Here is a 12,828-nt window from a genome sequence, read left to right as displayed (position 1 = left end):
GCTTTCGTTGCTACCAGGTGTCGACCGAAGCAACACGGTAGATATTTAGAGCCAGAAGAAACACAAGTGCGCGTCTTCGGGCCCTTTGGGCCGGGTTACAGGGCGGCGTGGAAGAGAGCGGTCAGGTTCTCTTCGGTCAAGGTGACAGGGTTGCCGCCACAGCTTGGGTCGGTAATTGCGCCGGCCACCAGATCGGGGATCGCTTCGGCGGTGACGCCAAGATCAGAGAGGTGGCGCGGGATGCCAAGGCTGTCGTTGAATTCCTGCACGAAGCTGCGAAAGCCATCGAAGCCGCCGGAAATGCCAAGATAACCCGTCGCGCGGTCAAACCGTTCGGCGATTACATCGGCGTTGAGGTCAAGCACCGCAGGCATGCAGACCGCATTGGTGGTGCCGTGGTGGGTGTTGAAGACGGCGCCGATGGGGTGGCTCATGGCGTGGATCGCGCCAAGGCCTTTCTGAAACGCGGTGGCGCCCATGGCGGCGGCGCTCATCATTTGGGCGCGGGCCTCGATATCGGTACCATCACTATAGGCGCGCGGCAGGTAGTTGATGACAAGGCGCATGCCCTCAAGCGCAATGCCTTGGCTCATCGGGTGGTAATGCGGGCTTGAAAATGCCTCGACGCAATGGGCGAAGGCGTCAAGCCCGGTGCCGGCGGTGATGAATTTCGGCATGCCGACGGTTAGTTCGGGATCGCAGATCACCACGGCGGGCAGGACCTTGGGGTGAAAGATGATCTTTTTCACATGGGTCACGGAATTGGTGATCACCGATGCGCGCCCGACCTCTGATCCGGTGCCCGCAGTGGTGGGCACGGCGATGATTGGCGCGATGGCATCGCTGTTGGCGCGGGTCCACCAATCGCCGACATCCTCGTAATCCCAGACCGGCCGGGTTTGTCCGGCCATGAAAGCGACCATCTTGCCCAGATCGAGCCCCGAACCGCCGCCAAAGGCGATTACCCCGTCATGGTCGCCCGCCTTATAGGCGGCGACACCGGCGGCAAGGTTGATCTCGTTCGGGTTTGGATCGACCTCGGAAAATATCGCGCGGCCAAGGTCGGCGGCCTCCATGATGTCAAGCGTGGCCTGGGTGACGGGCAGGTTGGCCAAGCCTTTGTCTGTCACCAGCAGCGGGCGTTTGATCCCAGCCTGCGCACAGGCAGCGGGCAGTTCCTTGATCCGGCCAGCGCCGAATTTCATTGTGGTCGGATAGGACCAGTTTCCTGTCAGGCTCATTGTGTCACCTTCTTGAGATGGTAGGATTTGGGACGTGTCAGATTGTGATAGCCGATCACCGACAGGCCACCGCCGCGACCGGTATTCTTGCAACCCGTCCAGCACAGGCCCGGATCAAGGTAATCGGCGCGATTGAGAAAAATGGTGCCGGTCTCGATCTGATCACCCACCCTCTGTGCGCGCGCAACATCGGCGGTCCAGAGGCTGGCGGTCAGGCCGAATTCGCTATCGTTCATCAGGGCAATGGCCTCGGTGTCGTCTTTGACCGGCATGATCCCCACAACCGGGCCAAAGCTTTCGTCGCGCATGACGCGCATGTCGTGGTTCACATCGGTCAAAATCTGCGGCGTGAGATAGGCGGCGCCATCATCGCCCGGCATCGCCGGGATATGCGCCACAGCCCCCATTTTCAGCGCCTCGGCGATCTGCCCGCGCACCTCGGTTGCAAAGCGCACATTGGCCATCGGGCCGATTGTGGTTTCTGCGTCCAGAGGGTTGCCAAGGGTATAGCCCTTCACAATCGCCACGGCCTTTTCGACAAAGGCGTCATAAAGACTCTCGTGGACATAAATCCGCTCGATCCCGCAACAGCATTGCCCCGAATTGAACATCGCCCCGTCAATCAGCGTGTCGACAGCGGCGTCAAGATCGGCGTCCTGCATGACATAGCCGGGATCCTTGCCACCCAGCTCCAGCCCAAGACCGGTAAAGGTGCCTGCCGCCGCACGCTCCATCGCGCGCCCGCCACCAACCGAGCCGGTGAAATTGACGAAATCAAAGGCGCGGGCGGCGATCAGGGTGGATGTGGTGTCGTGATCCAGAAACACGTTCTGAAAGACATCCTCTGGCACCCCTGCGGCGTGAAAGGCGCGTGCCATCCGCTCGCCCGCCAACAGCGTTTGCGTGGCGTGCTTGAGGATCATCGTATTCCCGGCAATAAGCGCCGGCGCCACGGTATTGATCGCGGTCATATAGGGGTAATTCCACGGCGCTACGACAAACACCACGCCATGCGGGACGCGTTTGATATAACGCAAAAACGTCTCATCCTCGCCCACGGCGATATCGGCCAGCGCGTCCCTGGCAATGGCGGCCATATGGCTGGCGCGCTCGTTGAAGCCGCCAAATTCGCCGCCATAGCGGATCGGCCGCCCCATCATATGCGCCAGTTCCGGCACGATCTCGTCGTTCATCTCGCCAACGGCGGCGACGCCTGCCATCACCAGATCTATCCGCTCCTGCAAGGGGCGCGCGGCCCATGCGACCTGTGCCGCGCGGGCGCGCGTGGCGACTTCCTGCGCCGCCTCAACACTCAAAACCTCGCGGGTGGCAAAGACCGATCCGTCGATGGGTGAGATACATTTCAATGTCTGCATGATTGCATCCTTGGTCACGGGCAAGCGCACTCGCCCTGTTTCTTCTTGGCAAAAATACTCAAGTCCAACGGCGTGGCTGTTACGCCCGTTCAAACCCGCGCGCCACCTCGTAATCGGTCACAACGCGGTCAAAATCCTCGATCTCGACTTCGGCGGCACGGGCGTAGTGGTCGATCACATCGTCGCCAAAGGCCGCGCGCAGCATGTCAGACCCTTTGAGCGTCACATAGGCGTCGCGCAGCGTTTGCGGGATCAGCCCGGTATCGCCCGCATAGGCGTCGCCCACCGTGGGCGGGGCCAGGTCAAGCGCATCCTCGATGCCCTTGATGCCGGCCGCCAATTGCGCCGCCATCGCGAGGTAGGGGTTCAGGTCAGACCCACCAACCCGGCACTCGACGCGCACCGCCTTGCTGCCTTCACCGCAGAGGCGGAAACCGGCGGTGCGATTGTCCACTGACCAGATCGTGCGTGTCGGCGCGAATGTGCCCTTTTGAAAGCGCTTGTAGCTGTTGATATAGGGCGCAAGAAAATAGGTGTAATCGGGCGCGTATTTCAGCAATCCGGCCATGTAATGCTTCATCAGTTGGCTCATGCCAAGGCTGTCGTTCGGGTCATGAAACGCCGGTTTTCCGTCTTTCCACAAAGACTGATGCACGTGGCTGGACGAACCGACGCGGCTGTGATCCCATTTTGGCAGAAAACTTGCCGCGTGCCCTTGCTGCCAGGCGATTTCCTTGATCGCGTGCTTGGCGATGGTGTGATAATCGGCGGTATCGAGGGCGGGCGCGTATTTGATGTTAAGCTCTTCCTGACCGGCCTCGGCCTCGCCCTTGGAATTCTCGATCGGCAGGCCCGCGTTCCAGAGATGATTGCGCACCGGGCGCATCACGTGTTCTTCCTTGGTGGTCTGGAAGATGTTGTAATCCTCGTTATAACCCGAGATCGGCACCAGATCGCGATAGCCCGATTTGCGCAACTCATCAAAGCTTTGCTCGAAGAGGAAAAACTCCAGCTCGGTCGCCATCATCGCGTCAAAGCCAAGCGCCTCAAGCCGCTTGAGCTGTGTCTTGAGCATGGCGCGCGGCGAATGCGGCACGTCCTCTTGGGTGTGGTGATCAAGCACATCGCAAAGCACCAGAACCGTGCCCTCAAGCCAGGGCATCGGGCGCAGGGTGCTCAGATCCGGCTTCATCACGTAATCGCCATAACCCTTTTCCCAGCTGGTCGAGGCAAAGCCCTCGGGGGTGGTCATCTCAAGATCGGTGGCCAACAGGTAGTTGCAGCAATGGGTTTCTTCCCAGGCGCTGGCAATGAAATGGCCCGCGTGAAACCGCTTGCCCATCAGGCGGCCCTGCATATCGACAAGGCAGGCCAGAACGGTATCCACTTCGCCGGCGGCAACTTGGGTTTTTAGGGTCTCGAAACTCAGCGGGCCTGACATGGGGAATTTCCTGTGTGATTGAAGGCATAACAATTGGTGCGCCCCGGCACGGCACCGCGCCGGGGCAAGGGGCTTAGCCGAAGGTATAGGGCGGGCCAGCCTTGCTTGTAACGTCGTTATAGTCGCGGAAGATCTTGACGATTTTCGCGTGGACTTCGCCTTCTTGGGCGATTTCATCCCAGAACGTGACGGCTGCCTCTTCGACGGTCTTCCATTCTTCCTGCGGGATCGAGCGCAGCTTGAGCTGATCCCCAGTCGAGCGCAGGCGCGCCTCACCGCCCCAGTACCACTGGTTGCGATAGGTGTGGCTGGCCTCGATCCCGGCCATGACAACGGCCTTGAGATGCTCTGGCAAGTCGGCCCACATTTTCTGGTTCACATAGAACGACCCGATCCAGGCGCCCGAGATGTTGTTGGTCAGGAAATAGTCGGTCACATTGGCCCAGCCGACGGTATAATCCTCTGTGATGCCCGACCATGCCATGCCGTCAAGCTCGCCGGTTTGCACCGCGACTTCGGCATCCTCATAGGGGATCGACACCGGCACCACGCCGAATTGCGACAGGAACCGCCCCGCAGTGGGGAAGGTGTAAAGCTTGAGCCCATCAAGATCGGCCAGCGATGTGATCTCTTTCTTGGTGTTGAAGTTACAGGGGTCTTGCCCCGCAGCCGAGAGCCATGTCACGCCGACTTTCTCGTATTCCGAGCGCCAGATATCGGCCAGCCCGTATTGGTCAAACAGCACCGGCACATCAAGTGCGTGCTTGGTGGCCAGCGGGAAGTAGCCGCCAAAGACCTGAAGCGGCGTCGGGGACGCCATTGAATCGTCGTCTGAGTGGACCCCGTCGATGGTGCCGCGCTGAAGCGCCTGGAAAAGCTCACCGGTGGGCACGATCTGATCGGCATAATAAAGCTCGATCTCCATCTCGCCATTGGCGGCGTTGTTGATGAAGTCGATGGCCGGTTTGGTCACAAACTCACCCAAGGCCGCACCGGCATAGGTTTGAAAGCGCCATTTGATCGGGGCCTGGGCGTGGACAATGGCCGGGCTGGCCAATGTTGCGGCGCCGCCCAGTGTCGCGGCGCGAAGGAATGAACGTCTGGTGGTGGTCATTGATCTCTCCTTGGTTGGTTATCTTCATGCTCCGTTGGCGGAGTTCTTGGGGTTATTTCCCGTACACGTAATTCGGCAGCCAGAGCGCGATCTGCGGGAAGATGATCACCATCGCCAGCGCAAAGGTCATCACAAGCACAAAGGGTATGATCGAGCGATAGATATCCCGGATCGAAATCTCGGGCGGGGCCATCGCGCGCATCAAAAACAGGTTATAGCCAAACGGCGGCGTCATATAAGCAATCTGACAGGTGATCGTATAGAGTACACCATACCACACCAGATCGAACCCCATCGAACCGACCAGCGGCACGTAAAGCGGCGCCACGATGACAAGCATTGCAGTGTCATCGAGAAAGGTGCCCATCAGGATAAAGCTAAGCTGCATCAGGATCAGGATCGTCCAGGGGCCAAACCCGAGTTGTTCGGTAAAGAGATGATCAATCGCCTTGACCGCGCCAAGCCCGTCAAAAATCGCGCCAAAGCCCAAGGCGGCAAGAATAATCCACATGAACATGCAGGAAATCGCCAGGGTCGAGCGCACCGAGGTCTCGAAAACCTCGCGGGTCATCCGCCCCTTGATCACCGCCGCGACAAAGGCCGCCATCGCGCCAATCGCCGAGCTTTCGACAAGCGAGGTATAGCCTTTGACAAAGGGCACCATCATCACCGCGAAAATCACGAGCGGCAAAAGCCCGGCGCGCAGCAGGCGCAGCTTTTCGGCCAAGGGCACGTCGCGTTCTTCGGGCGGCAGGACCGGGCCAAGCTCTGGCTGTATCCGGCAGCGTACATAGATATAGATGATGAACATCGTCGCCATCATCAGCCCCGGAATGACACCCGCGAGCCAGAGTTGCCCAACCGGTTGGCGTGCGATCATCGCGTAAAGCACCAGCACCACCGAGGGTGGCACAAGGATGCCGAGGCTTGATCCCGCCTGAATTACGCCGGTCACCATGATCTTGTCATAGCCGCGTTTCAAAAGCTCGGGCAGGGCAATGGTCGCGCCAATCGCCATGCCCGCCACCGACAGGCCGTTCATCGCTGAAATAAGCACCATCAACCCGATGGTGCCGATGGCCAGACCGCCGCGCACCGGGCCCATCCAGACGTGAAACATCTTGTAAAGGTCATCAGCGATTTTGCTTTCCGACAGCACATAGCCCATGAAAATGAACATCGGCAGCGTCAGAAGCGGATACCATTTCATCAGCTTCATAGCGGCGGAAAACGGCATATCCGCCCCGCCCGTCCCCCAGAGCATCAGCCCGGCAAAGGCCCCGACAAAGCCGATGGCGCCAAATACCCGCTGGCCGGTCAGAAGCATCAGCATCATCGAGCTGAACATCAAAATGGCGATCATTTCATAGGACATCAGAGCGCCTCTTCACGGATACGGCCGATGTCGCGGAAAAATTCGGCTAGGGATTGCAGCAGCATCAGGAAAACCCCGATGCACAGGATGGTCTTGACCGGCCAGATATATGGGCGCCAGGCGGTCGGGCTGCGCTCCATAAAGCCGATTTTCTCGGTGGCGGCGCTTGGGCCTTGGGTGACAAAGGTCACGAAAAGATCCCAGAAAAAGGCAAAGGGTTCGGTGCCAAAATAGCCAAGGGAATAGGCGGTCGAGCTAATCGCGCCGTATAAAAGCATGCCGAGATAAAACAGCAGAAACAACACGGTAAAGGCGTCAAACCAAGCCCGTTGCCGGACCGACCAGCCGCCATAGAACAAATCCATCCGCACGTTCGATCCTAGCTGAATCGAATAGGGGCCGCCAAGCACGTAATAGGCGACCATCACGAATTGTGCGGTTTCAAGCGTCCAGTGCGACGGCGTGAAAAACGCCTTGGAAAACGACGACCAGAGCAACACCCCGATCAGCGCAAAGATGAGGTACATCGCAAAGCGCCCGATAAAGCGGTTCATCGCGTCAATCGAGCGGATATAGGACAGGATAAATCTAGGCATGCGTCCCTCCGGGGGCTTGCTGATCAAGCGTTGCCATCGCCGGGCGCAAGAGCGTCAAAAGCTCGTCGATCATTGCGTGTTGCGCCTCTGCGCCAACCAAAAGTTCGTTGCGGATTTCGATCATCACATTCGCCAGGCCCTGCGCAATTCCGTGCAGCTTGAGCGAATGGGTCACACCATCCTCTGGCCCATAAGGATCGTTGCGCCGGATCACGCGGGTGGGCAATCTGTGTGCCTCGCTCAGCATCGCATCGGCCAGACGGCTATCGCTGTCGTGCAAGATCCCGATCTCGCAATCACGCGGCTTGCCGTAATAAAGCGGCGTAAAGCTGTGGATGGTGATCAGATGCGTAACAAGACCGGCCGCCTTGCGCGTGGCGGTCAGGGCGCTGACGGCATTACAAAACGGGGTATAGACGGCGTCCACACGCTCACGTCGGGCGGCCTCGCTCAGATCGCGATTGCCGGGCACCTCGATCACTTCGGATCGCTCGGGCATCGCGCTTGGCGCCTCGGGCGGGCGGTTACAGTCGTAGACCAGCCGCGACACGGTCGAGGCGATCAGCGGCGCATCAAGCGCGCGCATCAGGCCAAGCGCCACATCGCGCGCGCCCGGATCCCAGGCCGCATGGCTTGTCCGGTCACTCTCTTTTAGGCCAAGGCCATGATAACGCGCGGGAATATGGTTTGAGGCATGTTCGCACAGGATCAGGGCCGCACCGCGACCTTGTGGGTTCAATACCTCAACAGCGTCAGAATCATCCCTTTCCGGATTGGCTTGCATTTTGTCCCCACTGGCATTTGTAAAGATGTTTTCACGAGGCAATATTTATGTCAATATGTTTTCAGCCTCGCTGCGGTGATTGTCTTGCCGCGCCGCGCTATGATGAACAACCTGCCTCAAAGGACGGCATCCAAAACAGGATTTGTGATGTGACCACGACACCGGCCCAGCCCACAGCAACGGTGCGCGAACTGATCCGTGATCATTACAGCGCGCTCACCCAATCCGAGCGTAAATTTGCGCAGGCCTTGCTTGACAGCTATCCGGCGGCGGGGCTGGCCTCGATCACTATCGTGGCGGCGAATGCAGGTGTTTCGACCCCGACCGTGGCGCGGATGGTGCAAAAGCTGGGCTTCAAGGGCTATCCGCAATTTCATCAGGCCTTGCTGAAAGAGCTTGAGGCCAAGGTTTCGGGGCCCACCCAACGCCGCGCCAATTGGGCAAGCGAGGCGCCGGCCACGCATCACCTCAACCGGTTTGCCCAGGCGGTGACCCAGAACATCGAACAGACCTTTGCCAATATCGACAGCGACCGCTTTGATCGGGCGGCGCGCGATCTCGCCGATACATCGGGGCGGCTTTACGTGGTGGGCGGGCGCATCACGCGGGCGCTTGCCGATTATGCATTTACCCATTTTCAGGCGGTGCGCGAGCGGGTTACGCATATGACGGCCTCATCGGCGACATGGCCGCACTATGTGCTCGATATGGCCGAGGGCGACACGCTTTTGATGTTCGATATCCGGCGCTATGAAACCAACCTCTTGCGGCTGGCCGAGCTTGCGACGGCGCGCGGTGTGCGGGTTATCCTGATCACCGATCAATGGGTCAGCCCGATTGCCGATCTGGCACGCCATACCTTCAATTGCTGGGTCGAAATCCCCTCGGCGTGGGATTCGAATGTTTCGACGATGATGTTGCTTGAGGCGTTGATCGCCGCCGCACAGGAAGAACGCTGGCCCGCCACGCGTGAGCGTTACGAGCGACTTGACGAGCTGTTCAACGCGACCCGTCTGTTTCAGAAATAGCGGCCAGACCGGCCTGCATATCCGCCTGAAGCGCGCTGACATGGCCTGCCAGATGCGCACAAAACGCCGCCGCGATCACCGATTGCGGGCTGTGCGCGGGCGTCAGGATCGACACTTTGCTGGTGATTTTTGGCGCAAAGCGGCGAAACCGGATCGTGCCCGCGCTGTTGCTTTGAAGATGGGTGTGGGCGGTGATCATATCGCAGATCATGGCGCATAACCCGGCCTCGACAAAGCGAAGCCCGGGTAGAAATGTCTGCAACTCAAAGCGCCGTTGAAAGGTGCAATCGGCCGCCTCGAAGGCGCGACAGGTCTGGGCATAGGTGGTGTGCTCGGCAAACAACGTGGCGAGCGCGGCGCCATCAAGATCGCGCGCGGTTACGCAATCGCGCGCCGCCAATGGATCGCCCGCAGGCAGGGCACAGACGCATTCCATATCGAAATCCTGTTGCCTGATCGAGGCGCGCGGCATCGGCGCCTCGGCAAAGCCCACATCGAATTGCTGCGAGGCGATCAGATCTTCGATCACGGTCGACGAGCGCATCATCAGCGATACTTCGATCCCCGGCTTGTAACGCAGGAAATCGGTCAGGACCATCGGCATGAAAAAACCCGACGCCGCCGGATGACAGGCAATCCGCAATCGCCCGGCCGACAGATTGCCGATGCCGCCGAGGGTGCGTTTGGTCTGATCCAGCCGGTCGAGAATATCCTCGCATTCCTCAAGGAAAAACTGCGCCTCGGGCGTCGGGGTAAGCTTGCCATGCTCGCGCAAGAATAGGGCAAAGCCCAACTCATCCTCTAGCCCGGCGATCATGGAACTGACGGCGGGTTGCGTGCGCCCCAGTGTGCGCGCCGCGCCGCTGATTGACCCCGAACGGATCACCTCGCGGAAGGTATGAAGCTGGCGAAAAGTGAGGTTCATGGCAGGGGTATAAGCCTAATCTATGGATTGAACGTTTTTTCCAATTTGATTTTATATGCCGCCGGGCGTCAAGCTATTGCTGAATGACCGGTCGAGTCGTCGGGGGAATTATGGACAGGTTTTCGAAATATCTGCTGACCGCATTGATCTGCGTGGTGGCCCTTGGCCAGTTCGTGCAGGTGATCACGCGCTATGTGCTGCAAATTCCGGTGATGGGGCTTGAGGAAACCATGCTTTATCCGACGCTTTGGCTTTATATTCTGGGCGCGGTCAATGCCTCGCGTGAAAACACCCATATCCGCGCCAATGTTCTGGAAATATTCGTCAAGACGGCTCGCGGCCATACCATTCTGGCGATTGTCGGCGAGATCATAAGCCTTGTTGTCGGGCTTTGGTTGCTAAGCTGGGCCTGGGATTACACGCGCTATGCCTGGCGGGTCTGGCGCGAAAGCCCGACGCTTTATATTCCGACGTTTTATTCCGACGTGGCGCTGTTTGTCGGGTTGGCGCTGATGATGGTCTATACCGCCTGGCACCTTCTGACCCATATCCGCGCATTGACCAAAGGATCGGCCCAATGATCGAAGTTGCTCTTCTGGCCATCGCCGTTCTGGTGCTGTTCCTGACGCTTGGCGTGCCGCTGCCCTATTGTTTTGGCGGCGCGTTGATGGCGATGTATTTCATCGGCGACGTGACCATGAAGGGCAATATGCTCTGGGGGTTTCAGCAGCTTAGCAACCCGGTCCTGCTTGCCATCCCTCTGTTTGTTCTTGCCGGTACGATCATGTCGGAAAGCGGCATCGCCGCCTCTTTGCTGCGCTTCGTGAGCGCCTTTATCGGTCATGTTCGCGGCGGGCTTGGCGTGGTGGCGGCAGTGTCTTGCGCGGTGATCGGTGCGATTTCCGGCTCTGGTCTGACCGGGATCGCGGCGATTGGTCCGCTGCTCATTCCCGAGATGGAAAAGCGCGGCTATCCGCGTGAATATGCCACTGCGCTGATCGCCAATTCGTCGATCCTTGGCCTGTTGATCCCGCCATCGGTGACGATGATCGTCTATGGCTGGGTCACCGATACTTCGATCCTGGCCTGTTTTCTGGCGACGCTTGGGCCGGGCCTTTTGATCATGTTCAATTTCTCGGTCGTGAATCTCTGGATGAGCCGCAAGTTCAACCTTATCCTGGACGACAAGCCGAGCTTTTCCGAGCTGAGCACCCAGGTGGCGCAACGCGGCTTTCACGCCTTTCCGGCGCTTTTGATGCCAGTGATCATTCTTGGCGGCATCTATGGCGGCATCATGACCCCGACCGAGGCTGCCGCCGTGTCGGTGATCTATGCGGTGCCGGTTGGCTTTTTGATCTACAAGGGTCTGAGGTGGGAGAATTTCCTGAGTGCAGGCCAGGAGGCCGCGACCGCCGTGGGCGCAATCATGCTGATGATCCTGTTCTCGATGATCCTGAGCCAGATTTTCGTGATGGAGGCGATCCCGCAGGCGCTTGTAAGTTCGATCTTCTCGCTGACCGACGACAAGGTTTTGCTGCTGATCCTGATCAACATCCTGCTGTTTCTGGTCGGCATGGTGGTCAATGACGTCACCGCCATCATCCTGATCGCGCCGCTTTTGTTGCCGCTGATGAATGCGATTGGCGTCAGCCCGGTACAGTTCGCCGCGATCATGGGCGTCAATACCGCCATGGGTGGGGTCACGCCGCCCTATGCCTCGATCCTTTATCTCGGGGCGCGGATCGGCAAGGTCAAGGTGACCAAGGTGATCCCGCCTGCCATGCTCTTGATCGTGACGGGCTATGTGCCGGTCGTCTTTCTCACGTCGCTTTGGCCGGACCTGTCGCTCTACCTGCCGCGACTGTTTGGCTATGCCCCGTAATCACAAAAAACCCTGAACACCCAACAAGGAGATACTGAAATGAAACACTTTATGCTTGGCACGGCGACCGCCGCCCTTCTGGCCCTTGGCAGCATCGCCTCGGCGGCCGACCTTAAGATGAGCCACGTGCGCCCGCAGGACACCACCATCGACGTCGAGTTGCGCGCATTTGCCGATAAGGTCGCTGCGGCCACCGGCGGTGACGTCAAGATCAGCCTGTTCCCGGCCTCTGCGCTTGGCGATTATACCTCGGTGCAGGAACGCATCAGCGTCGGCGCCATCGACATGGCCACCCAGCCCGCCGCAACGGCGGCTGATCGCAAGATGCAGATCAGTTCTTTTCCGTTTCTGGCCGCCAACTGGGCGCAGGCGCGTGAGATTTACGGCCCCGGCGGCGTTGTGCGCAACGTCATGGGCGAGCTTTATGCCAAGCAGGACATCACCATGCTGGCGGCCTATCCGGTTTATTTCGGCGGTATTGCCCTCAACACCGACGCGGTGCATCCCGGCGATCCCTCGCCCAACGGCATCAAGGTACGCGTGCCCGGCATCAAGTCGTTCCAGCTGACCGGTGAGGCGCTTGGCTATATCCCGTCGCCAATCCCGTTCTCCGAGGCCTTCACCGCCATTCAGACCGGCGTTGTCGATGGCGTTATCGGGTCGGGTGCCGAGGGCTATTACGCCTCGTTCCGTGATGTGACCAAAACCTATATCCCCGCCAATACCCATTTCGAGGTCTGGTATATGATCATCTCGAACGAAAGCCTGGCCGAGCTTGACGCCGAGGATCAGGCCGCGCTCAAGGCCGAGGCCGAAGCGTTCGAGGCGACCCGCTGGACCGTGGCCGAGGCCGATCAGGGCAAGAACGAACAGCGCCTTGCCGATGATCTTGGCACCACTGTGGTCGAACTGTCCGATGAACAGCTTGCCGCCATGGCCGCCAAGGTACGTGCCGATGTCTGGCCGGTTGTGCTTGAGGATGTCGGCGTTGAATGGGGCCAGGGCATTCTTGATCAAATCGGCAAGTAAGGCCGCTGTCACGACAGTAAAACAGAGCTATCCGGGG

General features: G+C 59.2%; 12 protein-coding genes. 4 read left to right on the top strand and 8 right to left on the bottom strand.

Going from position 1 to position 12,828, the window contains the following annotated elements; all coding sequences use genetic code 11:
- Positions 1 to 95 precede the first annotated feature (95 nt).
- The 7 genes from BMZ91_RS13175 to BMZ91_RS13145 all read right to left on the bottom strand — a co-directional run bounded on the left by BMZ91_RS13175 (position 96) and on the right by BMZ91_RS13145 (position 7,927).
- Positions 96 to 1,241, bottom strand: coding sequence for an iron-containing alcohol dehydrogenase (locus tag BMZ91_RS13175; protein WP_092839648.1), 1,146 nt, complete (start codon positions 1,239 to 1,241; stop codon positions 96 to 98).
- Positions 1,238 to 2,617, bottom strand: a complete 1,380-nt coding sequence (locus BMZ91_RS13170; RefSeq protein ID WP_425441575.1) for an aldehyde dehydrogenase family protein — start codon at positions 2,615 to 2,617, stop codon at positions 1,238 to 1,240. Before BMZ91_RS13170 ends, BMZ91_RS13175 begins: the two co-directional genes overlap by 4 nt.
- 79 nt (positions 2,618 to 2,696) lie before the next feature.
- Positions 2,697 to 4,058, bottom strand: coding sequence for a glutamine synthetase family protein (locus BMZ91_RS13165; protein ID WP_092839645.1), 1,362 nt, complete (start codon positions 4,056 to 4,058; stop codon positions 2,697 to 2,699).
- A gap of 73 nt (positions 4,059 to 4,131) precedes the next feature.
- On the bottom strand, positions 4,132 to 5,172 hold the full coding sequence (locus BMZ91_RS13160) for a TRAP transporter substrate-binding protein (RefSeq protein ID WP_092839641.1): 1,041 nt from the start codon (positions 5,170 to 5,172) through the stop codon (positions 4,132 to 4,134).
- A 52-nt stretch (positions 5,173 to 5,224) separates the two neighbouring features.
- Positions 5,225 to 6,547, bottom strand: coding sequence for a TRAP transporter large permease (locus BMZ91_RS13155; RefSeq protein ID WP_092839638.1), 1,323 nt, complete (start codon positions 6,545 to 6,547; stop codon positions 5,225 to 5,227).
- The gene (locus BMZ91_RS13150; RefSeq protein ID WP_092839635.1) at positions 6,547 to 7,143 is read right to left on the bottom strand and encodes a TRAP transporter small permease subunit; all 597 of its coding nucleotides are present in this window, start codon (positions 7,141 to 7,143) and stop codon (positions 6,547 to 6,549) included. Before BMZ91_RS13150 ends, BMZ91_RS13155 begins: the two co-directional genes overlap by 1 nt.
- Complete coding sequence (locus BMZ91_RS13145) at positions 7,136 to 7,927, bottom strand: N-formylglutamate amidohydrolase (protein WP_092839632.1); 792 nt, start codon at positions 7,925 to 7,927, stop codon at positions 7,136 to 7,138. The genes BMZ91_RS13150 and BMZ91_RS13145 overlap by 8 nt, the downstream gene beginning before the upstream one ends.
- Positions 7,928 to 8,076: 149 nt before the next feature.
- Between BMZ91_RS13145 and BMZ91_RS13140 the strand changes: the two genes are divergently transcribed.
- A complete protein-coding gene (locus BMZ91_RS13140; protein ID WP_092839812.1) occupies positions 8,077 to 8,955 on the top strand; it encodes a MurR/RpiR family transcriptional regulator in 879 nt (292 codons plus the stop codon).
- Here BMZ91_RS13140 and BMZ91_RS13135 read toward each other — a convergent pair.
- Positions 8,927 to 9,880 carry a LysR family transcriptional regulator gene (locus tag BMZ91_RS13135; RefSeq protein ID WP_092839629.1) on the bottom strand — a complete coding sequence of 318 codons (954 nt, stop codon included), beginning with the start codon at positions 9,878 to 9,880 and terminating at the stop codon, positions 8,927 to 8,929. The genes BMZ91_RS13140 and BMZ91_RS13135 overlap by 29 nt on opposite strands.
- A gap of 110 nt (positions 9,881 to 9,990) precedes the next feature.
- On the opposite strand from BMZ91_RS13135, the gene BMZ91_RS13130 reads away from it, so the two are divergent.
- The 3 genes from BMZ91_RS13130 to dctP are packed head-to-tail and all read left to right on the top strand — an operon-like array spanning position 9,991 to position 12,791.
- The gene (locus BMZ91_RS13130; RefSeq protein WP_092839626.1) at positions 9,991 to 10,461 is read left to right on the top strand and encodes a TRAP transporter small permease; all 471 of its coding nucleotides are present in this window, start codon (positions 9,991 to 9,993) and stop codon (positions 10,459 to 10,461) included.
- Positions 10,458 to 11,762 (top strand): TRAP transporter large permease, encoded by a 1,305-nt coding sequence (locus tag BMZ91_RS13125; protein ID WP_092839624.1) that lies wholly within the window; start codon positions 10,458 to 10,460, stop codon positions 11,760 to 11,762. Before BMZ91_RS13130 ends, BMZ91_RS13125 begins: the two co-directional genes overlap by 4 nt.
- 39 nt (positions 11,763 to 11,801) lie before the next feature.
- Positions 11,802 to 12,791, top strand: a complete 990-nt coding sequence (gene dctP / locus BMZ91_RS13120) for a TRAP transporter substrate-binding protein DctP (RefSeq protein WP_092839621.1) — start codon at positions 11,802 to 11,804, stop codon at positions 12,789 to 12,791.
- The last annotated feature ends 37 nt before the right edge of the window (positions 12,792 to 12,828 follow it).

This window comes from Roseovarius lutimaris (assembly GCF_900115165.1).
GTDB lineage: Bacteria > Pseudomonadota > Alphaproteobacteria > Rhodobacterales > Rhodobacteraceae > Roseovarius > Roseovarius lutimaris.
Note: the sequence above shows the minus strand (reverse complement) of the source record. Positions and strands in the feature narration are given on the sequence as shown.

Coding starts and splice junctions, on each gene's coding strand:
- dctP (WP_092839621.1), top strand. CDS start 11,802: ATGAAACACTTTATGCTTGGCACGGCGACCGCCGCCCTTCTGGCCCTT.
- BMZ91_RS13135 (WP_092839629.1), bottom strand. CDS start 9,880: ATGAACCTCACTTTTCGCCAGCTTCATACCTTCCGCGAGGTGATCCGT.
- BMZ91_RS13130 (WP_092839626.1), top strand. CDS start 9,991: ATGGACAGGTTTTCGAAATATCTGCTGACCGCATTGATCTGCGTGGTG.
- BMZ91_RS13175 (WP_092839648.1), bottom strand. CDS start 1,241: ATGAGCCTGACAGGAAACTGGTCCTATCCGACCACAATGAAATTCGGC.
- BMZ91_RS13155 (WP_092839638.1), bottom strand. CDS start 6,547: ATGTCCTATGAAATGATCGCCATTTTGATGTTCAGCTCGATGATGCTG.
- BMZ91_RS13165 (WP_092839645.1), bottom strand. CDS start 4,058: ATGTCAGGCCCGCTGAGTTTCGAGACCCTAAAAACCCAAGTTGCCGCC.
- BMZ91_RS13125 (WP_092839624.1), top strand. CDS start 10,458: ATGATCGAAGTTGCTCTTCTGGCCATCGCCGTTCTGGTGCTGTTCCTG.
- BMZ91_RS13160 (WP_092839641.1), bottom strand. CDS start 5,172: ATGACCACCACCAGACGTTCATTCCTTCGCGCCGCGACACTGGGCGGC.
- BMZ91_RS13170 (WP_425441575.1), bottom strand. CDS start 2,617: ATGCAGACATTGAAATGTATCTCACCCATCGACGGATCGGTCTTTGCC.
- BMZ91_RS13150 (WP_092839635.1), bottom strand. CDS start 7,143: ATGCCTAGATTTATCCTGTCCTATATCCGCTCGATTGACGCGATGAAC.
- BMZ91_RS13145 (WP_092839632.1), bottom strand. CDS start 7,927: ATGCAAGCCAATCCGGAAAGGGATGATTCTGACGCTGTTGAGGTATTG.